23 protein-coding genes are annotated in these 17,823 nt (G+C 68.0%); all 23 read right to left on the reverse strand.

Translation table 11 applies throughout. The features are described from left to right. Window positions 1-759, reverse strand: a complete 759-nt coding sequence (locus VLI63_RS07170; RefSeq protein ID WP_409156177.1) for a flagellar biosynthetic protein FliR — start codon at window positions 757-759, stop codon at window positions 1-3. Window position 760: 1 nt separating this feature from the next. Then, window positions 761-1,036: a flagellar biosynthesis protein FliQ gene (fliQ, locus tag VLI63_RS07175; RefSeq protein WP_409156178.1), complete on the reverse strand. Its 276-nt coding sequence runs from the start codon at window positions 1,034-1,036 to the stop codon at window positions 761-763. After that, window positions 1,033-1,779, reverse strand: a complete 747-nt coding sequence (gene fliP, locus VLI63_RS07180) for a flagellar type III secretion system pore protein FliP (protein ID WP_409156595.1) — start codon at window positions 1,777-1,779, stop codon at window positions 1,033-1,035. Before fliP ends, fliQ begins: the two co-directional genes overlap by 4 nt. 173 nt (window positions 1,780-1,952) lie before the next feature. Continuing rightward, complete coding sequence (locus VLI63_RS07185) at window positions 1,953-2,411, reverse strand: FliO/MopB family protein (RefSeq protein WP_409156179.1); 459 nt, start codon at window positions 2,409-2,411, stop codon at window positions 1,953-1,955. A 6-nt stretch (window positions 2,412-2,417) separates the two neighbouring features. Continuing rightward, complete coding sequence (fliN, locus tag VLI63_RS07190; protein ID WP_409156180.1) at window positions 2,418-3,119, reverse strand: flagellar motor switch protein FliN; 702 nt, start codon at window positions 3,117-3,119, stop codon at window positions 2,418-2,420. Beyond that, entirely contained in the window at window positions 3,116-4,009 is an 894-nt protein-coding gene (locus VLI63_RS07195; RefSeq protein WP_409156181.1) for a flagellar motor switch protein FliM, read from the reverse strand. The genes fliN and VLI63_RS07195 overlap by 4 nt, the downstream gene beginning before the upstream one ends. A 38-nt stretch (window positions 4,010-4,047) precedes the next feature. Next, window positions 4,048-5,016: a flagellar motor protein MotB gene (locus VLI63_RS07200; RefSeq protein ID WP_409156182.1), complete on the reverse strand. Its 969-nt coding sequence runs from the start codon at window positions 5,014-5,016 to the stop codon at window positions 4,048-4,050. 6 nt (window positions 5,017-5,022) lie between these two features. Further along, window positions 5,023-5,832: a motility protein A gene (locus VLI63_RS07205; RefSeq protein ID WP_409156183.1), complete on the reverse strand. Its 810-nt coding sequence runs from the start codon at window positions 5,830-5,832 to the stop codon at window positions 5,023-5,025. Next, complete coding sequence (locus VLI63_RS07210; protein ID WP_185201966.1) at window positions 5,832-6,119, reverse strand: flagellar FlbD family protein; 288 nt, start codon at window positions 6,117-6,119, stop codon at window positions 5,832-5,834. The genes VLI63_RS07205 and VLI63_RS07210 overlap by 1 nt, the downstream gene beginning before the upstream one ends. Window positions 6,120-6,325: 206 nt before the next feature. Continuing rightward, window positions 6,326-7,498 carry a flagellar hook protein FlgE gene (locus VLI63_RS07215; RefSeq protein WP_185201967.1) on the reverse strand — a complete coding sequence of 391 codons (1,173 nt, stop codon included), beginning with the start codon at window positions 7,496-7,498 and terminating at the stop codon, window positions 6,326-6,328. 31 nt (window positions 7,499-7,529) lie between these two features. After that, the gene (locus VLI63_RS07220) at window positions 7,530-7,973 is read right to left on the reverse strand and encodes a flagellar hook assembly protein FlgD (RefSeq protein ID WP_409156184.1); all 444 of its coding nucleotides are present in this window, start codon (window positions 7,971-7,973) and stop codon (window positions 7,530-7,532) included. A gap of 12 nt (window positions 7,974-7,985) precedes the next feature. After that, window positions 7,986-9,374 carry a flagellar hook-length control protein FliK gene (locus tag VLI63_RS07225; RefSeq protein ID WP_409156185.1) on the reverse strand — a complete coding sequence of 463 codons (1,389 nt, stop codon included), beginning with the start codon at window positions 9,372-9,374 and terminating at the stop codon, window positions 7,986-7,988. Further along, the gene (locus VLI63_RS07230) at window positions 9,371-9,805 is read right to left on the reverse strand and encodes a hypothetical protein (RefSeq protein WP_409156186.1); all 435 of its coding nucleotides are present in this window, start codon (window positions 9,803-9,805) and stop codon (window positions 9,371-9,373) included. The genes VLI63_RS07225 and VLI63_RS07230 overlap by 4 nt, the downstream gene beginning before the upstream one ends. Next, entirely contained in the window at window positions 9,805-11,148 is a 1,344-nt protein-coding gene (locus tag VLI63_RS07235) for a FliI/YscN family ATPase (protein ID WP_409156187.1), read from the reverse strand. The genes VLI63_RS07230 and VLI63_RS07235 overlap by 1 nt, the downstream gene beginning before the upstream one ends. After that, the gene (locus VLI63_RS07240) at window positions 11,145-11,729 is read right to left on the reverse strand and encodes a FliH/SctL family protein (protein WP_409156188.1); all 585 of its coding nucleotides are present in this window, start codon (window positions 11,727-11,729) and stop codon (window positions 11,145-11,147) included. Before VLI63_RS07240 ends, VLI63_RS07235 begins: the two co-directional genes overlap by 4 nt. A gap of 10 nt (window positions 11,730-11,739) precedes the next feature. Then, complete coding sequence (gene fliG / locus VLI63_RS07245; RefSeq protein ID WP_409156189.1) at window positions 11,740-12,759, reverse strand: flagellar motor switch protein FliG; 1,020 nt, start codon at window positions 12,757-12,759, stop codon at window positions 11,740-11,742. Then, the gene (gene fliF / locus VLI63_RS07250; RefSeq protein ID WP_409156190.1) at window positions 12,756-14,402 is read right to left on the reverse strand and encodes a flagellar basal-body MS-ring/collar protein FliF; all 1,647 of its coding nucleotides are present in this window, start codon (window positions 14,400-14,402) and stop codon (window positions 12,756-12,758) included. Before fliF ends, fliG begins: the two co-directional genes overlap by 4 nt. Next, complete coding sequence (gene fliE, locus VLI63_RS07255) at window positions 14,402-14,728, reverse strand: flagellar hook-basal body complex protein FliE (RefSeq protein WP_409156191.1); 327 nt, start codon at window positions 14,726-14,728, stop codon at window positions 14,402-14,404. The genes fliF and fliE overlap by 1 nt, the downstream gene beginning before the upstream one ends. Next, a complete protein-coding gene (locus VLI63_RS07260; protein WP_185201976.1) occupies window positions 14,728-15,120 on the reverse strand; it encodes a flagellar basal body rod protein FlgC in 393 nt (130 codons plus the stop codon). Before VLI63_RS07260 ends, fliE begins: the two co-directional genes overlap by 1 nt. Beyond that, window positions 15,120-15,461 (reverse strand): flagellar basal body rod protein FlgB, encoded by a 342-nt coding sequence (locus VLI63_RS07265; protein WP_409156192.1) that lies wholly within the window; start codon window positions 15,459-15,461, stop codon window positions 15,120-15,122. Before VLI63_RS07265 ends, VLI63_RS07260 begins: the two co-directional genes overlap by 1 nt. Window positions 15,462-15,588: 127 nt before the next feature. Continuing rightward, window positions 15,589-15,924: a hypothetical protein gene (locus tag VLI63_RS07270; protein WP_409156193.1), complete on the reverse strand. Its 336-nt coding sequence runs from the start codon at window positions 15,922-15,924 to the stop codon at window positions 15,589-15,591. Further along, on the reverse strand, window positions 15,917-16,345 hold the full coding sequence (gene fliS, locus VLI63_RS07275; protein WP_409156194.1) for a flagellar export chaperone FliS: 429 nt from the start codon (window positions 16,343-16,345) through the stop codon (window positions 15,917-15,919). The genes VLI63_RS07270 and fliS overlap by 8 nt, the downstream gene beginning before the upstream one ends. A gap of 5 nt (window positions 16,346-16,350) precedes the next feature. Then, window positions 16,351-17,736, reverse strand: coding sequence for a flagellar filament capping protein FliD (fliD, locus tag VLI63_RS07280; protein WP_409156195.1), 1,386 nt, complete (start codon window positions 17,734-17,736; stop codon window positions 16,351-16,353). Window positions 17,737-17,823: the final 87 nt, after the last annotated feature.

The raw sequence follows: 17,823 nt of genomic DNA on the forward strand, positions 1-17,823 counted from the left end.
CTACTTCACCCCCGAGAAGAGGGAGACGGCCTGCCCGGTGATCGCCGCGACGATCTGCGGAAGGGCCGCGAAGACGAAGACACCGAGGGACAGGGTGATGAAGATCTTGAGCGGGAAGCCGAGGGCGAAGGCGTTGAGCGCCGGAGCGACCCTGGTGAGCAGGCCGAGGCCGGCATCCGCGAGAAAGAGCACGACGATCAACGGTCCGGCGATCTGCACCGCCGACAGGAGCATCTGCCCGACGGCGACGGTGATGGCGTGGATGGGGGCGGCAAGGTCGAGGGTGCCGGCCACCGGGAGCGCGTCGAAGCTGCGGGCGAGGCCGCCGATGATCAGCTGGTAGCCGCCGGAGGCGAAGAGCAGGGCGAGAGCAGTCATCTGGTAGAGACGGGCGAACTGGGCGCCGTTGATCATCATCTGCGGGTCGAAGCCCTGCGCGAGCTGGAACCCGCCGAAGAGGTCGACAAGGTTGCCGGCCGACTGGATCGCCGAGAAAACGATCATCACGAGGAATCCGAGCAGGGCGCCCGTCACCAGTTCGACCAGCAGTCCGACGACGAACCCCGCCGTGTCGGGCGAGATGTAGCCCCGCGCGACCCGGGGCGATACGGCGAGCGCGAGCCCGATGCCGAGCATGGCCTTGATGCGCAACGGGAAGGCATTGGTGGAGAACGGCGGCGCGATCACCAGGAAGGTGGTCATGCGCACCGAAGCGAGCATCACCGCCTCGATCCACGGGAAGTTGAGGGTGAACGCCATCTCAACCCCCGCCGAGGAGCGAGGGGATCTTCTCGAACAGCCCATGGGTGAAGGCGACGAGCTCGGAGATCATCCACTGGCCCGACACGATGAGGGCCACCGAGACGGCGATCGCCTTCGGCACGAACGAGAGCGTGACCTCCTGGATCTGGGTGATCGACTGAAGGAGGGAGATGGCGAAACCGACGACGAGGGCGGTGACCAGGATGGGCGCGGAGAGCTTTGCGGCGATGAGCAGACCCTGCAGCGCGACATCCATGACGGCGTTCTGGTTCATGAGCTTCCCCGGTAACTGCTGATCAGCGTCGTGATGATGAGGCCCCAGCCGTCCACGAGCACGAACAGCAGGATCTTGAACGGAAGCGAGATCATGACCGGCGGCAGCATCATCATGCCCATCGACATCAGGGCGGCCGAGACGACGAGGTCGATCACCAGGAACGGCACGAAGATGACGAAACCGATGATGAATGCGGCGCGGAGCTCGGAGATCATGAAGGCCGGGATGAGCGTGGGAAGGGAGACCGACGAGGGGTCCTTCGGGTTGGGGAGCCCGGCCGCACGCGTCATGAGGGCCAGGTCCTCCTCTCGCGTGTGGGCGAGCATGAAGGTGCGCAGCGGCTTCGTCGCCAGGTCGATCGCCTGGGTGAAGTCGATGTGGCCGTTGAGGTAGGGCTGAAGCGCGTGTGTGTTGATGTCGGTGATCACCGGCGCCATGATGAACAGGCTGAGGAAGAGCGCGAGGCCGGCGAGCACCTGGTTCGGCGGGATGGACGGCAGCGCGAGCGCGTTGCGCGCCATGGCGAGCACCACGAAGATCTTGGTGAACGAGGTCATCATCAGCAGCAGGGCCGGGGCCACCGACAGCAGCGTGATGCCGACGAGCGTGACGATCGCGGAGGAGGGCGTCCCATCCGGGCCGTTGATGTCGACCGAGAGCCCACCGGGGCTGGTCGGGGCGACGGGCGGTGTCGGGGCGTCCACCATGGGAACCGATGCGTGGCTCGCGGTGCCCGTCATGAGGATGAGGGCCGCCGCGACCACGAGAACGAGAAGTGCGATCACGACGATGCGGGCGGCCGGCCCGTTCCAGAAGCGGGCACTGAGCGGTTGACCGGTGCTGAGCGGTTGACGGGTGCCGAGCGGTTGACGGGTGCTGAGCGGTTCGCGCACGCTCATCGTGGCCTGCCCGGTCACCGGGAGGAGCGCAGGGCGACGGCCGCGCGCTTCCAGGTAGCGAGGGACAGGATCGAGCCGTCGAGCGCACCGGCCCGGCGCGGCAGGCCCGTGCGCGGGTCGAACTGCTGGGGGAACGGAATGGGCGTCGCGACGGGCTTGCGCGCGCTCGGCGTCGACTCGACGTCGTTCAAGGCCGATTCGAAGGCGGCGGCGGTGTCGAGCACGGGGAGTTCGTTGGCATCGAGCACTGTCACCGAGTGCTCGGTGACGCCGAGCAGGAATCGCTTGCCCTCCACGTCGATCACGACGACGGATGCCTTCTGCGCGAGTCCCTGGCGGGTGACCACGTTCACGAGCTTGGTCGCGCGGGTCGAGCGGGTCCCCTTCGTGATGCGTCGCTGAAGAAACCACAGCAGCCCCACCACAGCGGCGAGGGAGAGCAGTACGCGCAACGCGACGAAGAGGGTGTCCATCGTTAGTTAGCCCAGACCCTCGGCGACGTCGAGGATCTGGGTGATGCGCACGGCGTAGTCCTGGTCGACGACCACGATCTCGCCGTGGGCGATCAACCGGCCGTTGAGCAGCACGTCGGCCGGCGCACCGGCGGAGCGATCGAGTTCGATCACGGCTCCGGGCTCGAGCCCGAGCACATCGCGCACCGACATTCGGGTGCGGCCGATCTCCACGGTGAGCGCCATTTCGACGTTGTTGATCCGGCTGAGGTTGTTCACGAGCGACTCCTGGGAGATGGGGGTGGCGCCGGTGAGGGTCTCGCGCACACGGATGGCGAACCAGCCGGCAGCGCTTCCGCCGGTAGAGAGGGCAAAGATCTCGGTAGCCGGGTCGGTGAAGAGCGCGGTGGCGTCATCCACCCGGGAGTCCCCGAGCACACCGGAACCGAGAGTGCCGGCCGCGGCATCGAGAGCGGGGCGCAGCACGTCGACCACCGAGACCAGCTGGGAGTCCGCGACCGTGGCGTCCGCCGTCTCGATCGGGTCGAGGAAGACGATGGCGAGATCCGCCGAGGTCTCCCCGACGAAGGAGGCGACCACCGCGGTGTCGAAGGGGCCGGTCGGCACTCCCTGGATCGCGATCGCCTCGAGGATGGCGGTGCTCGGAAGCAGTCGCGCGAGCGCTTCCGCCGCCGCGGCACGGGGATCGATGACTGTGGACTTCTTCACTGGTTGGCCCTTTCGGTGGTGCTGTCCGTGGCTTCGACGACCACGCAGGCGAGTCGAGCGCCGTTTGCTCCGACGGCGGCGCGAGCGAGCGTCTCGCCGTCGACGGTCAGGTTGAGCGGGCGGTGCTGGGGATGCGGGATGGTGAGCAGGTCACCGACCGCGAGCCCGAGCACCCGGCTCGGCTTCACGAACACCGGGTTGAGGCTCAGGGCGACTTCGACCGGCACCCAGCCCAGCTGGGATGCGACCTGGTCGCGGGTGTTCCCCGTCGCCGCAAGCACCGCAGGCTGACCGAGCTGCGGAAGCAGTGCGGGCGCCGGGATGGCGAGGGTCGCCGTGGTCGAGCTGTCGCCGACCCGGATCGCGAAGGACGCCACGATCATCAGGTCCGCCGTCGCGGCGGCCTGGGCGAACTGCGAGTTGTACTGGATGGTGTCGATGGAGATGGCGGCCTCGAGCAGGGGGCCGAGTGAGTAACGGAGATCTTCGAGTGCGTCGTCGAAGAGCCGGCGAACGAGCGCCTGCTCGATCTGGGTGAATTTGCGCTCCGGCACGACCTGCGCCGCGTTGCTCCCGAGCATGTAGGAGACCCAGGTGAGTGCGGCCGCGGCGGGGAACTGGATCACCGCGCGGGCATCCATCCCCTCGAGGTTGCACAGGATCATCGCCGTGGTGGCGGGCAGCGACGAAGCGTACTCGTCGTAGGTCTCCATGATGATCTGTTCGCAGGTGACCTGCGAGACAACGCGAACCTTGGCGGTGAGCTGGGTGCCCCACTGGCGGGCGAAGGTCTCGAGCGCGAGCTCGAGCACGCGGGAGTGCTCACGGGCGAGAGTGGTGGGCCGGCGGAAGTCATAGGGCTCCACCGCCGGGCCCGATCTTGCGGGCACGCCGATAGAAATCTGTTCCTGGACCGTCACACAGGGCACTATCGGCCGGAGGTGCCCGCCGGTAAGAGGATCAGGGGCACAGAATTGGTGACGACCGGTATCCACGAGGCCGGGCTGGCTGCCGCGGTGACGACCGGGGCGTCCGCCGGGGGGCCGCCCGGGATCTTTCCGGACACCACATCCGGGATGAGGGCCCGCACGGATTCCGAGGCGTTCGAGAGGGCGATGATGTCGACCCGACGGTTCTGCGCGTAGTCGGCGAGAGTCGTTCCGAGCGCGATCGGCCGCGAGGAGCCGTACCCGACGGCACCGATCTTCGCCGCGGGAACCCCGCCGCTCTCCACCATCCGGCGCAGCACGGAGACGGCGCGCCCGGAGGACAGCTCCCAGTTGGTGGGGAACGGGGGAAGCGTTGCACGGCTGTCGGCGTGACCTTCGACCGCGATGTCCTGCCCGGTGGGCGACAGTACTCGCGCGATGTCGTCGAGCACCTGCGGTGCCGAGCCCTGAAGCACCGTGCTGTTCGGGGCGAAGAACGCCTGCTGGTCGACGAGACGGATGGTGAGTCCCCGCTGGTCGATCGTGTACTGCACGGTTCCCTGCAGTCCCTGCACGGCGAGACTCGCGCTCACCTTGGCCTGAAGGTCCTTGATCTTGTCGACCTCCGCGATCGCTGCCGCCGTTGCAGCCGCCTTCGCCGCTGCTGCCGCGGTCGCGGCGGCGGTCTGGGGGCCGGCCCCGAAGTTCTCGCCAGTCTTGCTCGCCTTCGTCGGGTCGATGATCGTGCCCTTGGCGGTATCCAGCTTTCCGATATCGGTCTGGCCGAATCCGGTGGCCAGCGAGTTCCGCAGCAGGTCGAACTTCTTCGCATCGACTGTCGACATCGCGAACAGCACGATGAACATACACATCAGAACGGTGACCATGTCCATGTATGAGGCCATCCAGCGCTCATCCGGACCGTGTTCCTCGTGCTCCTCCGCGTGCTTCTTGCGCCCCTTGCTCATGGTCGGCTACGCCGCTTTCGCCTTGTCGGCAGCCTTGTCGCCGGACTTCTCGTTCGCGGACTTGCCCAGCTGCTCGGCCGGCACCATCGCCCGCAGGCGTTCGGCCAGGAGTCGGGGTTGGCTGCCCTCCTGCACGGCGAGCACGCCCTCCATGATCAGCGTCATCCGCTCACCCTCGAGGTCGGCCAGGCGACGCAGGCGGGTGCCGATGGGCAACCAGAGGAAGTTCGCCGAAAGGAGCCCCCAGAGGGTGGCGACGAAGGCCGCGGCGATGAGCGGGCCGAGCTTGCCCGGCGTCGACAGGTTCTCGAGCACGTGGGTGAGCGAGACGACGGTGCCGATGATGCCCACCGTCGGCGCGTAGCCACCGAGGCTGAGGAAGAACTTGGACGCCGTGCGGTCGGATCGGGTCTTCGTGGCGATCTCGTCTTCGAGCGACATGCGCAGGTCTTCGCCATCCGCGCCATCCGCGATGCTCTGCAGCGCGCCGCGCAGGAACGGGTCATCCACCTTCTCGGCTTCCTGCTCGAGCGAGAGTAGTCCTTCCTTCCGCGCCTTCTCGGCGATCTCGACCAAGCGGTCGATCACCACCTGCGGCTTCTGGGTCTTGCCCGTGAAGGCCCGCGGCACCGCTTTGACCGACAGGAGCAGGTCTTTGATCGTGCCGCCCGCGATGCCGACGGCGATCGTCGCCCCGAACACCAGCACCATCGGAGCCGGAAGCAGGATGGCGCTCACATCGGAGCCTTCGAGGGTGAGCATCGCGAAGAGGGCCCCGAAGGCCGTCAGGATGCCGATGATCGTTGCGAGGTCCATCAGATCTTCCTCGGTCGCAGCGGTACGGGATTGTCGGTATCGTCGTCGTTCTCGACCAGCTCGAGGGAGCGCTGCTGGTGTCCGCTCGCCGAGAGTTCATGGGTGAGGGCGATCACCGTTGCGCGATAGCGGGAGATGCGCTCGATCACCTCGGACATCGACTCCGTGACGATGTACTTCGCGCCATCGACCATGATCAGCGTGGTGTCGGGATTGGCGGTGATGCGCTCGATGAGATCAGGGTTTATCGCAAAATGGCTGTCGTTGAGCCGCGTAACTACGATCATGAGCGCATCCCTGCTGGTGGTGAAACCGGTCCATCCTGGTCCGTTACATGCCACTATCGGCTGGCAAAAGCGAGCCGTTAGCGGATGCGGCACTGCGGGCGTGTCGCGCCCGTTCTGCCCGGCGATTGTCGCCGCGCAGAGTCGGAAACGCGCAAACACCCCCGACCTCGAGGGTCGGGGGTGTTCAGGACATCGCGCTGCGGCGATTAGCGCTTCAGGTTGGTGAGCTCCTGCAGAACCTCGTCAGAGGTGGTGATGATGCGGGCGTTCGCCTGGAAGCCGCGCTGCGCGACGATCAGGTTGGTGAACTCCTGCGAGAGGTCCACGTTCGACATCTCGAGGGCGCCGGCCTGCAGGGTGCCGAGGCTGCCCGATCCGGGAGCTCCGAGGCTGGCATTTCCCGAGTTGAACGTGGCCTTGTAGCCGGAGGAGCCGGCCTTCTCGAGGCCGCCGGGGTTGGAGAAGGTCGCGAGCACGATGCGCGCGATGGCCTGGGATGCCCCGTTGCTGAAGGATCCCACGAGGGTGCCGTCCTTCGAGAGCGTGTACGACTTGAGAGTGCCGGCGGCACGGCCGTTCTGGTCGGAGACCGCAACTGTCGTGAGCCCGGCGAACCCTGTGAGCTTCGACATGTCCACCGCGATGCCACCGATGGTCATGGTGCCCGCCGAGGTCTGCGCCCCGGAGGCGAAGGTGAGCGCGGCGGTGCCGGTGGATCCGTTGGGGTCGGTACCCGCGACATCCCAACCGGCAGCGGTCTTCGTGAAGTTGAGCGAGACGGTGCGCGCGCCGCCGGTGGCGTCGTAGACCTGCACGTCGCGCACCAGCGCGGTGCCGACGGCGGCGTCGCCCGGGAGGTTGCCGGAGAGGGTGCTCGAGGTCGTGACGACCGCCGGGGCGACGATGCCGAGAGGAAGGGTGATGTCGCTGACCGCTCCCCCGTCGGCGACGACCCCGTTGGTGGCGGTGTAGCCCTGCACGATGGATCCGTCCGGGGTGACCAGGCGACCGGCACCGTCGAAGTCGAACGATCCGGCGCGGGTGTACTGGGTCTGGTTTCCCGTCTTGGTGACGAAGAATCCGTCGCCGGAGATCATCATGTCGGTCGCGCGCCCCGTGGACTGCGCAGATCCCTGCGAGAAGTTGGTGGAGATGCCCGCGACACGCACGCCGAGGCCGACCTGCGCCGGGTTGGTGCCACCGATCTGCTCCTGGGGGCCACCCGCGCCCTGGGTGAGCTGCGAGAGGGTGTCCTGGAACTGGGTCGCCGAGGACTTGAACGCCGTGGTGTTCACGTTGGCGATGTTGTTACCGGTGACGTCGAGCATGGTCTGGTGCGAGCGGAGTCCGGAGATCCCGGAATACAGTGAACGAAGCATGAGGTGCTGCCTTTCGGTGTGGAGTGGTGGATCAAGCGGACGTGCTGGTGATGCCCGAGATGGTGTCGAGTGCGACGTCGACGCCGCCGATCTTCACCTGGGGAACGCTTCCGGCGAAGGAGACGCTCGATGCGGTGCCGGTGTGACTCACGCCCGCGGCATCCGAATAGCTGACCTGTTTGCCGACGATGGCCGCGGCGGCGATGCGCATCTGCAGCGAGAAGTCCTCCGTGCTCGTGGTGCTGAGCTCGGTCATCTTCTCCATCATCGACAGCTGGGTGGTCTGGGAGATCATCTGGTTGGTGTCCATCGGCGCGCTGGGGTCCTGGGTGCGCAGCTGCGTGACGAGCAGTTTCATGAACACCTCCGAGTCCATGGTCTGCTTGGGAACGCGGGTGGTCGATCCGCTGTAGATCCCGGATGCCGCGTCGGCCGCGGCCGTCGACACCGTTCCGGTGATTGCGTCGATTGCCATGAATCTGCCTTCCTAAGCCAATACGTCGATGGATGAAGTGGAGTGGATGCCGGCCCGCTCGGCGACGGCCTCGTCGGTGACGATTCCGGCGGGCACGACATAGGCGCGCTCCGGTCGGGGGGCGGCATCGCCGCGCCGATCGCCGGCATCGCTCGGCTGGTTCTGGGACGACAGGTCGAGGTTCGCCCCGACTCCTGCCGCGCTGAGGTCTTTGCGCAGGTCGGGAAGGATCGCGCGGATCGCGTCCCGCCCCAGGTCCGTCGGCGCGAAGAGCTCGACCCGGATACCCTCCGGGCTCACGTGTGCCCGCACCGTCACCGGACCGAGCGCATCCGGCGTGACGCTGAGGGTCATCGTGTGAGAGCCGGGTCCGGCGGTGGCGAGAGTGAAGATCGGGCGGGCGAGCTGCACGGTGAAGGGGGTGTTCTGTGCCGGCGCGGGGGCTGCCGCGGGAGTCGGTGCGACGACCGCGTCGAGCCGCGGGGCGGTCGCGATGGGCGGCGCGATCGAGACCGGCATCGAAGCATCCATCGTCGGTGCCGGCTTGGTGCGCGTCTCCGAGACGGCGGATGAGACAGGGGTCGATGCCGTCGGGGCGAGGGCGGCCGTGCGCGGGGCCGGAGTCACGACTGCGGCCGACAGTGAGGGTGCAGTCGATGTTGCGGGCAGCGGAGCCGCGGCGACCGCAGTCGGCGCGGCGGAGGATGCCGACGGAGTGTCGGTGGGGACATCTGCTGCCGGACTGGCTGCACGGGCCGCGAGAGCGACGGCGGGTGAGCTGGGAGCGACGCCTGCTGCGCCGGAAACAGCTTGAGACGCGGAGGCTGTCGCTGAGAGCGGATCCACGGCGACCGATGTCGGCGCGGCGGACGGTGCCGACGGCGTGTTGGCCGAGGCATCCGTCACCGAAACCGCGGTGGGCAGCGGAGTGAGGGTCGGCACGAGAGTCGGTAGCGCGTTCGGCACCGGCTGGTCGGCCGTGGGGGACGCCGGGTCCGCTGCCTCCTTCGCGGCGTCCTTTGCCGGAGTTGCCGAAGTTGCCGAAGTTGCCGGATAGGCCGAAGTTGCGGGGGAAGCCGGAGAGGTCGAAGTTGCCGGGGAGGCCGGACTTGCGGGAGAGGCCGACGAGCCCAGTCCCGGGATCACCGCAGCGACGGCCGCGAGCAAATCCGGCGACGACGGCGAGGACGGCGAGGGGGAGACCGCAGGTGCCGCCAGGACAGCGGGAGAGGGCGACGACGCGGAGCCTGCCGTCGCGTCACCGCTATCGGCGGACGCCTGTGCGGCGGTCGCATCGGTCATCACCGCACCGAACCCGGCTGCCGAGTCGTGAGTGGAGTTGTTGGCCGGTCCCGCAGGCGAAGCCGCCGTGGGAGCCTGGGCGAGGGCGATGAGAGTCATCCGGCGTCCACCTCACGGGTGCGGTGCCAGGTGGTGGAGGAGATCTCGTCGAGGACGGCCTGCTCGGCGACGAGCATGCCGTCCGCGACGGCGTCGTCGAACCTGACCTCGAGCTTCTCGAGCCCGATGGACCGCGCGCGGGCCGCGGTGAAGGCGGTGTTCGCAGCATCGAGCGAGGCGCGGTGATCGCAATCGAGCGCCTGGAGTTCGGCGAGCATGCTGCGCGAGGCGGCGCGGGATGCCGCGACCGCGTAGAGCACGGCGGCGCTGGTGGCCTCACTGGAGGTGGCGCCGAGGGTGGATCGGGCCCGTCGCTGGCGCGCGGTGCCTTCCGCCACCCTGGCGTTCGCCGCCGAGAGGTCGATCGCGGCCTGGTCCTGTTGCACCTGGCGCAGCCGGAGGAGTCCGGCGAGCGGGAACGAGCGAGCCATCAGTTGCCCTCCAGGGTTCTGACGAGGGAGGTGAGCTGGGCCCACGCGTCGTCGGTGGTCGACTGCTGGCTGATCCTCTGCTGGAGAAACGCGTTGATCGACGATTCGTGGTCGACGGCGGCGTCGACGAGGGGATTCGCGCCGCGCTGGTAGGCGCCGACGTCGAGGAGGTCCTGGGCCGCGCGACGGGCCGCAAGTGTCTTGCGAAGCACCTGGGCCGACTGCGTCTGTTCCGGCGAGATCACCCGGGTGGCGACCCGGGAAATCGAGCCGAGCACGTCGATGGAGGGGAAGTGGCCGGCCACCGCGAGCTTTCGGTCGAGCACGACGTGACCGTCGAGGAAGGATCGGGCCGCATCCGCGATCGGCTCGTTGTGATCGTCGCCATCCACCAGCACGGTGTAGATGCCGGTGACGGATCCGATCTCGGCGGTCCCGGCTCGCTCGAGCAGCTGCGCGAGCAGGGAGAAGGTCGACGGCGGGTACCCGCGGGTCGCCGGCGGTTCGCCGACGGAGAGTCCGATCTCGCGCTGGGCCATGGCCACGCGGGTGAGGGAGTCCATCATGAGCATGACATCCGCGCCCTGGTCCCGGAACGATTCCGCGATCCGGGTGGCCATGAAGGCGGCGCGCAGGCGCATCATCGCGGGCTCGTCGGAGGTCGAGACGACCACGATCGAGCGGGCGAGGCCCTCCGCACCGAGGTCGTCCTCGAGGAATTCGCGCACCTCACGGCCGCGCTCTCCCACCAGCGCGATCACCGAGACCTGGGCATCCGTGCCGCGCGCGATCATCGAGAGCAGCGAGGACTTGCCGACACCGGATCCGGCGAAGAGCCCCATGCGCTGGCCCTTGCCGATGGTCGTGAGGGTGTCGAGCACGCGCACGCCGGTCTGCAGCGCGGTGTCGATGCGCGCGCGGTGCATCGCCGATGGGCTGTCGTTGTCGATGGAGACCAGCCGGGTGATGTCGAGCGGACCCTTGCCGTCGATGGGGCGGCCGAGGCCGTCGATCACGCGACCGAAGAGGCCGTTGCCGGTCGGCACGAGCACGGGGAGTCCGCGTGAGCGGGCCGGGGCACCGGCGTTGATGCCGGTGAGTCTGCTGAGCGGCATGCAACGGATGCCCGAGGGAGTTGTGGCGATCACCTCGGCGTCGAGGAAGCCGGTGCCGCCGTCGGCGACACTGTCACCGACGCGCACGAGGTCGCCGATGGCGCAGTCCAGGCCGCTGATCTCCAGGCCGAGACCCACGATGGAGGAGACGACGCCCACGCGTTCCGGCCGGGCGGCGGCGAGAGCGGTGCGGAAGTGGTCGGCGTTCGGTCGCCAGGAGGTGCTCATGACCCATCTCCGAGCATGGCCGCACGGGCGCGGGCTACCGCGGTTGCGATGCGGGCGTCGAGATAACCGAGCGGGAGGTCGGCGATGGCGTCGCCGCGGGCGATCGAGGCATCCGCGGTGAAGGAGACGCCGGAGGCGGCCCGCACGGTCTCGTCGAGCACGCCGAGGTCGAGCGGATTCATGCGGACGGTCGTGATGGCCGCCGGTTCCACCACGGCGAGCGCACGGGCGAGCGCCGCCTTCGCGGAAGCTTCGCCATCGGCGAGCTCTGCACCGATGATCGTCTCGGCGAGGTCGAGAGCGGATGCCGCGATCGCGTCCTGCGCGTCGGTCACGACGGGGAGCAGACGGCTGTCGAGCGCCCGCGCCGCAGCGGTGAGCACCGCAATCGCCCGGTCGGTGCGAGCGGCGTCGTGCAACAGTGCGGCGCGGTGTTCTGCATCGAGAGCGGCCCGTTGCCCGGCGAGCTCCGCACCCGCGGCGCGGAGCCCGGCTGCGTAGCCTGCGGCGTGCCCGGCGGCACGGTTGTCGGCATCCGCCCTGTCCTGCTCCGGGGTGGCCGGCAGCGACGGAAAGGTCATGGGAAAGAAGTCAAGCGACATATTCCTCTTCCTCTCCGCGCTGGAGGGTGATGACGCCCTCGGCCTCGAGGTTGCGGATCGCGCGCACCACTTCTGCACGAGCCTCTTCGACCTGGGTCATCTTCACCGGGCCGAGCGAGGCGATCTCGTCTTCGAGGATCTCGCGGTTGCGCTCGGAGATGTTGGCGCGGATGACCTCGACGAGGGCCTCGTCGGAGCCCTTCATCGCCACAGCGAGAATGCTCGAATCGATGCCGCGCAGCACCTGCTGCACGTCCTTGCGGTCGAACTTCACGAGGTCGGCGAAGGTGAGCATGCGCGAACGCACCTCTTCGGCGAGAGTCGGGTCGAGCCCGTCGAGCCCGTCGAGCACGGAGCGTTCGGTCGAGACATCCGCGCGGTTGATCAGGTCGACCACGGCCTGCACTCCGCCGACGATCTCGACGGTGTCCCGCGCGGTGACGACAGCACTCGCCCGCACCTTGAGGGTGTCGGCGACCACTCGCACAGCTTCGGGAGTGGCGGTTCCCATCGTGGCGATGGCCTTGGCGACGTCGGTGCGGAGCCCGTCGTCGAGAGCGGCGAAGACCGGGGAGGCGTGGTCGGGCCGCAGGTGCGCGAGCACGAGGGCGACGGTCTGCGGCAGTTCGCCGTCGAGCAGAGTGAGCAGCTGCCCGGTCTCGGCGGTATCGAGGAATTCGAAGGCCTTGCCTGCCATCGACGAGGCGACGCGGTTCATCACGCCGGCGGCCTTCTCCGCCCCGAAGGATGCTTCGAGCAGGCCAGCCGCGAACTCGCGGCCCCCGTGCGACTTGCGTCCGCCCTTCGTGGCGAGGTCGTGGAACTCGAGAATCGTGCGTTCGGAGACGATGGTGTCGACCCGACGCAACCGGATGATCTCGGCGGCGATCTCCTCAGCCTCGGTCTCATTGAACTGCTTCATGACCGCGGCGGCGCGCGTCTGGTCCATGTTCATGAGCACGACGGCGACCTTCTGGGTGCCCGAGAGAGTCAGGGCTGGTTCGTTCATGCCGGCTGCCGGTCTTCCATCAGGCCGCGAAGGATCTCCGCAGTGCGCTCCGGGTCCTTGCCGGCGAGAGCGTCGATCTCCGCGCGCTTGCGCTCGGTGTCCCCCGGCTCGATGAGGGGAACCTGCGTGTAGGTGAGCGCGGCCGGCGGCTCGGTGGCGGTGAGCGCGATCGGGCGGGTCTGGTCGCTCATCATGGCGCGGAGCTCCGCAAGCTCTGTCATCTCCTGCAGCTCGCGATCCTCCTGGCTGCGGCTCTTGAAACGGCGTGAGATGAGGAAGAGGGCGATGATGATCGGCAGCGCGATGGCCAGGGCCGTGACGGCGGTGCGGATGAGACCGGCCGTGCGGTCGGCACTCGCTGCGGCATCGGCGGCGGCGAGCGCCTTCGTAGCGGCGGCGGCACCCGCGGTGTTGAAGGACACCAGTTCGATCGCCACCGAGTCCCCGCGCGTCGTGTCGATGCCGGCCGCCGCATTGACGAGCGAGATCAGGTTGGCCTTGTTGACCCCCGAGATCGCCTTGTTCACTGCGACCGAGACGGTCTGGCGGGTGATCGAGCCGGCCGGGATGGTGGTCTGTTCGGTGACCTTGTTGATCGCGTTGTTCTTCGTGATCGAGGTCGCGCCGGTGGTGCCGGTGGTTCCGGTCGTGGTGCCGGTGGTCGGAGCCGTCGTGGAGGTGCCGCTCGGCACGGCGATGTTGTCCGGCCCGAGAATACCGGCCGCTCCGTTCGCTCCGCTGCCCGAACCGGTGCCGGTACCGTCGTTCTGGGCCGACTCGCTGAGGGCTGGTGCGCCATCCGGGGTCGAGAATGTCTCGGCGGTGCGCTGGCCAGAGTTCTGGCTCACATCGGCCGCGACGACGACCGTGGCATTGCCCGGTCCGACGACCTTGTCGAGCATCGCCTGCACCGAACTGCGCACGCGCTCTTCGTAGTCCGAAGCCTGCTTCGAGCCGCTGCCGGCGATATCCACTCCCGCGGCCGAGAGCACGAGGCCCTGGGCGTCGACGACCGAGACATCGCTCGTCTTCATGCCGTCGATGGAGGAGGAGGTGAGGTGCACGATCGCCTGCACCTGGCTGTCGTTGAGGGTCACGCCGTTGTCGGTCGCGATGAAGACGGACGCCGTCGGGTCGGTCTTCTCCGAGACGAAGACGGTGTCCTTGGGGATGGCGAGCTGCACGGAGGCGGTCTTCACGCCCTTCATCGCTTCGATCGTGTTGGCGAGCTCGCCCTCGATCGCGCGCTTGTAGGTGACGTTCTGCTGGAACTCGGATGCCGTGACGCCCATCTTGTCGAGCAGCGAGTAGCCACCCGTCGATGAGGAGGGAAGGCCGGCCGCCGCCGCCTTGAGCCGTTCCGCGTAGACGCTCTCTTCCGGAACCATGATCGTGCCGCCGCCGCCGGTGATCTCGTACTGCACACCGTCGGTGCGCAGCTGCTCGACCAGGGTGTTCGCGTCGGTGCCGCTGAGGCCCGAGAAGAGCGGGCTCAACTGGGGGCGGGTGACCCAGAACGAGAGGGCGGCGATCCCGAGCACGAGTACGGCGACACCGATGATCGCGACGGTGCGCTGCGCGATCGTGAACTCGCGGATGGTGTGGGTGAGTCGGCGGAGCACCGAACTGATCGGAGCGGGCATCAGGCTTGCATCCTCATGATTTCGTTGAACGCGTCGACACCCTTATTGCGCACGGCGGCCACGAGCTCGAGGGTCACCTGGGCCCGGGTCGAGGCGATGGTGGCGTTGTGGATGTCGGAGAGATTCCCGGTGACCGCCTGGATGGCGAGGGAGTTGGATGTCGACTGCAGCTGCTGCAGGTTGTCGACTGCGCCACCGAGTTCGCTGGCGAAGCTCGTGGCGCTGGTCGCGTTGGTGCCGCTCGTCGCGGAGAGGGCACTCGTGCCGGAGACCCCCGAGACACCGGAGACGCCCGAGACGACGGAGCCGATCGAAGAGATGTCCATCAGGAACGACCGATCTGCAGGGCGGCCTGGTAGGTCTCTTTCGCCCGGTCGACGACCGCCGCGTTGGCCTGGTAGCCGCGCTGGGCCATGATGAGCTGGCCCATCTGGGAGGCGAGATCGATGTCGGGGTACTTCACGTAGCCGTCCTTGTCAGCGAGGGGGTTGGCCGGCTCGTAGACGAGGCGACCGTCGGCATTGCCGTAGGCGATGCCCTTCACGTAGGCGCCGCTGTTGCCCGCGCCCTCCTGAGCCTCGACATAGCGCGCCTGGAAGGCTGGTCCGCTCGTCGGCTTGACCGTGTTGATGTTGGCGAGGTTGTCGGAGACGGCGTCGAGCCACTTGCGGTGCAGGGTGAGGCCGGTGCCGGCGATACCGATCGCATCGAAGGTCATCAGCTGCTCTTCAGGGCGGCACGCATGGCCGAGAACTCGTTGCCGGCAGCCTGGGTCGCGAACTGGTACCTCAGCACCGTGTCGACGTTCGACAGGGTCTCGGTGTCGAGGTTGACGTTGTTGCCGTCGATGAGGGTCGGCTCGAGCGAGCGCTTGGTCTGGGCCACCACTTGGCCGTTACCGTTCGCGACGGACTTGGCGAGGGCCGCCTCGAACACGACACTCTTTGCGTGGTATCCGGGCGTGTTGACGTTCGCGATGTTGTCCGCGATGGTGCGCTGGCGCAATGCCAGGCCATCGAGCGCGCTGCCGAGCGCCGCAGAGGTGACGGATTCGAGCACAGCGGTTCCGTTTCGTCGTCAATGTCCTGACGGCCGATCCGTGGCCTCGAGTCGGGCAATCCGTGCCCTCATCCACTGCTATCGGACGAGGGGGACGCTCCGTTAGGCGCTGCTCCCGAAAGGGGGGTCAGCCCGTGACGTCGAGGTACGCGGCGGTTCCCGACGACGCGACCCGGGCGGGGATGCTGTCGAGCGCGGCGAGGTGACGGCCGGTCAGCAGCATCCGCTGTTCGAGCGCGTCGATGGCGCGCTTCTGGGCGCCGAGCAGGCTCGCTGCACGTGATCGCAGCTCCTCCGGCAGCGCGCCGAGTTCATCGGGAAGAGTCCAGCTCGCGTGCGCCGCGTGGGTGAGGGCTCCGCCGGAGGAATCGAGGTCGTGCTCCATCGTGGCGAGCACGTCGGCCCAGCCGTCGTGCGGAGCGCGGTGCGCCGCATCCGGTCGGGGTGTGCCGAACTCAGGCAACGCCGAGCTCCCGCGACTCGCCGGGGGACGCGGGCTCGGGCACGGCGAGCTGGCTCGCTGCCTCGTGCCATGCATCGCGCAGCGGGGAGAGCAGTTCGATGCTCTCGCGGATCGATGCACCGTCCCGGCGCACGTTCGCGAGCACCAGGAGGTTGCGGCAGTAGTTGTAGAGGGCGAGGAGTCCCTCGCCGCCATCCCACAACTCCACCTTGAGCGAGGAGGTGAGCTCGCCGACAATGGCCTGCGCGTGAAGCAGGTTGGAGGAGGCCACTGCCCAGTTCTGCTCGCCATGCGCGATCGACGCGCGGTCGAGGTCGAGCAGCAGTCGGTCGTAGAGCATGGTGAGCAGTCGCACGGGCGAGGCCGAGAGGATCGCGTCGTTCGTGTACTGCGAGCGCTGGGCGCTGAGAGTCATCGTCATGATGCCTATCCCGTCGTTGTCGAGGTGGAGAGTGAGGAAAGCTGGGAGGTGAGGGCGGAGGATTGCGCCTTCATGTTGCTGAGGAGCACTTCCATGGCCGAGTAGGTGCGCTGGAGGGTGCTCTTGCGGCTGGCGAGACGGATGTCCCAGGCCGATACCTGGTCGCCGAGCGACTTCACCTGGGTCTGGTCCCCGGTGATCTTGTTGGTAAGGGTGCCGGTGTACTTGTCAGACGCGGCCGTCGCGGTCGCCGCGAGCCGAGTGGCGATGGTCTGCACGGCTGCCATGACGGTCGTCGAGTCTGCCGCGAGTGCGGCGCCGAACTTGTCCGCGTCGAAGGTGATAGTGCCATCTCGCGTGAGTGCTATGCCGTATTCGGAGGGCGAGTGTCCGTCGATCGGCGCGCTCGCTGCATCCAGCGTCTTCTGGCGGATGTTTCGGACGTCGCCGTCGCCGGCAAACACGCCGGCGGCCGTCGTGGTCTTGCCAGCGGCATCGGTCGTCGTCGTGACTGCGGTCTGAGCGGCGATCAACACGAAGGCGCTGCTGATCGCGTCGACGAGTCCCTTGGCCACGGCGGTGATCTTGCTGTCGTCACGACTGACGGCGATGTTCACCGGGTCGGTCGACACAGCGGAAGCCGTGACGGTGACGCCGGGCAGGAGGTCGGTGAAGGTGTTGCTGGCCGAGGTGATGACTTGCTCCGCCGGGGTGCCCTTCCACAGGGTCACACTCGCGTCCTGGGCAGTCTTGATCACGGCGCTTCCCGGCGCGGTCAGCACGTTCGTGGCGGTGCCGGCGGTGACGTCCGCTGCCGTTCCCTGGTAGACGGTGAACGCCGAGTCGGCCCCGGTCGTCTTGCTGGAGAACTGCAGGCGGTACAGCTTGTTGCCGCCCGCATCGACGCCCGAGGCCACCTTGGTGGCGGTGACGCCGGCGCTCGAGGAGTTGATGGCCGAGGCGACGTCGTCGAGAGAATTGGAAGTCGGCGTGATCTCGAGCGGGGTTCCGGAGTGACCGACGATCGTGATCGTCGAGGGAGTCGGCCAGGCCGACATCGCGGCGGAGACGCCGACCTGAGTCTGGGCGAGGGCACTGACGACCACCTGCAGCTCACCGGCGCTGGCCCCCGTGGCCGCGGTGACGGCGAGACCGGTGGTGGAGCTGGTGGCCGAATACAGGTCGAGGCTGCCGGCCTTCGCGGCAGTCGTCGCGGTGTCCGCGAGTGTCGCCATGCGGCTGTTGAGGCCCTGCAGTGCGGTGATGATGGTGGTGGTCTTGGAGACCTGGGCTTTGAGCAGATCCTGGGGAGCCGCTTCCGCCGTCATGAGCTGGGTGATGAGGGAGGTGGTGTCGAGGCCGCTGGAGAGCCCGTCGAGGGAGATTCCCATGTCCATCCGTCCCTTCGTCTGGCGGTGGTCGATGATGCTTCTGGTGGTGCGGTAAACGCCCGGCGGCCATCACGGTGAGAGGTCCAG

This window comes from Lacisediminihabitans sp. H27-G8, from assembly GCF_046156175.1.
Lineage (GTDB): Bacteria > Actinomycetota > Actinomycetes > Actinomycetales > Microbacteriaceae > Lacisediminihabitans.

Excerpts from the sequence above, each read along its gene's own strand:
- VLI63_RS07170 (WP_409156177.1), bottom strand. The coding sequence starts at position 759 with ATGGCGTTCACCCTCAACTTCCCGTGGATCGAGGCGGTGATGCTCGCT.
- fliQ (WP_409156178.1), bottom strand. The coding sequence starts at position 1,036 with ATGAACCAGAACGCCGTCATGGATGTCGCGCTGCAGGGTCTGCTCATC.
- fliP (WP_409156595.1), bottom strand. The coding sequence starts at position 1,779 with ATGACGGGCACCGCGAGCCACGCATCGGTTCCCATGGTGGACGCCCCG.
- VLI63_RS07185 (WP_409156179.1), bottom strand. The coding sequence starts at position 2,411 with ATGGACACCCTCTTCGTCGCGTTGCGCGTACTGCTCTCCCTCGCCGCT.
- VLI63_RS07200 (WP_409156182.1), bottom strand. The coding sequence starts at position 5,016 with ATGAGCAAGGGGCGCAAGAAGCACGCGGAGGAGCACGAGGAACACGGT.
- VLI63_RS07205 (WP_409156183.1), bottom strand. The coding sequence starts at position 5,832 with ATGGACCTCGCAACGATCATCGGCATCCTGACGGCCTTCGGGGCCCTC.
- VLI63_RS07210 (WP_185201966.1), bottom strand. The coding sequence starts at position 6,119 with ATGATCGTAGTTACGCGGCTCAACGACAGCCATTTTGCGATAAACCCT.
- VLI63_RS07215 (WP_185201967.1), bottom strand. The coding sequence starts at position 7,498 with ATGCTTCGTTCACTGTATTCCGGGATCTCCGGACTCCGCTCGCACCAG.
- VLI63_RS07220 (WP_409156184.1), bottom strand. The coding sequence starts at position 7,973 with ATGGCAATCGACGCAATCACCGGAACGGTGTCGACGGCCGCGGCCGAC.
- VLI63_RS07225 (WP_409156185.1), bottom strand. The coding sequence starts at position 9,374 with ATGACTCTCATCGCCCTCGCCCAGGCTCCCACGGCGGCTTCGCCTGCG.
- VLI63_RS07230 (WP_409156186.1), bottom strand. The coding sequence starts at position 9,805 with ATGGCTCGCTCGTTCCCGCTCGCCGGACTCCTCCGGCTGCGCCAGGTG.
- VLI63_RS07235 (WP_409156187.1), bottom strand. The coding sequence starts at position 11,148 with ATGAGCACCTCCTGGCGACCGAACGCCGACCACTTCCGCACCGCTCTC.
- VLI63_RS07240 (WP_409156188.1), bottom strand. The coding sequence starts at position 11,729 with ATGACCTTTCCGTCGCTGCCGGCCACCCCGGAGCAGGACAGGGCGGAT.
- fliG (WP_409156189.1), bottom strand. The coding sequence starts at position 12,759 with ATGAACGAACCAGCCCTGACTCTCTCGGGCACCCAGAAGGTCGCCGTC.
- fliF (WP_409156190.1), bottom strand. The coding sequence starts at position 14,402 with ATGCCCGCTCCGATCAGTTCGGTGCTCCGCCGACTCACCCACACCATC.
- fliE (WP_409156191.1), bottom strand. The coding sequence starts at position 14,728 with ATGGACATCTCTTCGATCGGCTCCGTCGTCTCGGGCGTCTCCGGTGTC.
- VLI63_RS07260 (WP_185201976.1), bottom strand. The coding sequence starts at position 15,120 with ATGACCTTCGATGCGATCGGTATCGCCGGCACCGGCCTCACCCTGCAC.
- fliS (WP_409156194.1), bottom strand. The coding sequence starts at position 16,345 with ATGACGATGACTCTCAGCGCCCAGCGCTCGCAGTACACGAACGACGCG.
- fliD (WP_409156195.1), bottom strand. The coding sequence starts at position 17,736 with ATGGGAATCTCCCTCGACGGGCTCTCCAGCGGCCTCGACACCACCTCC.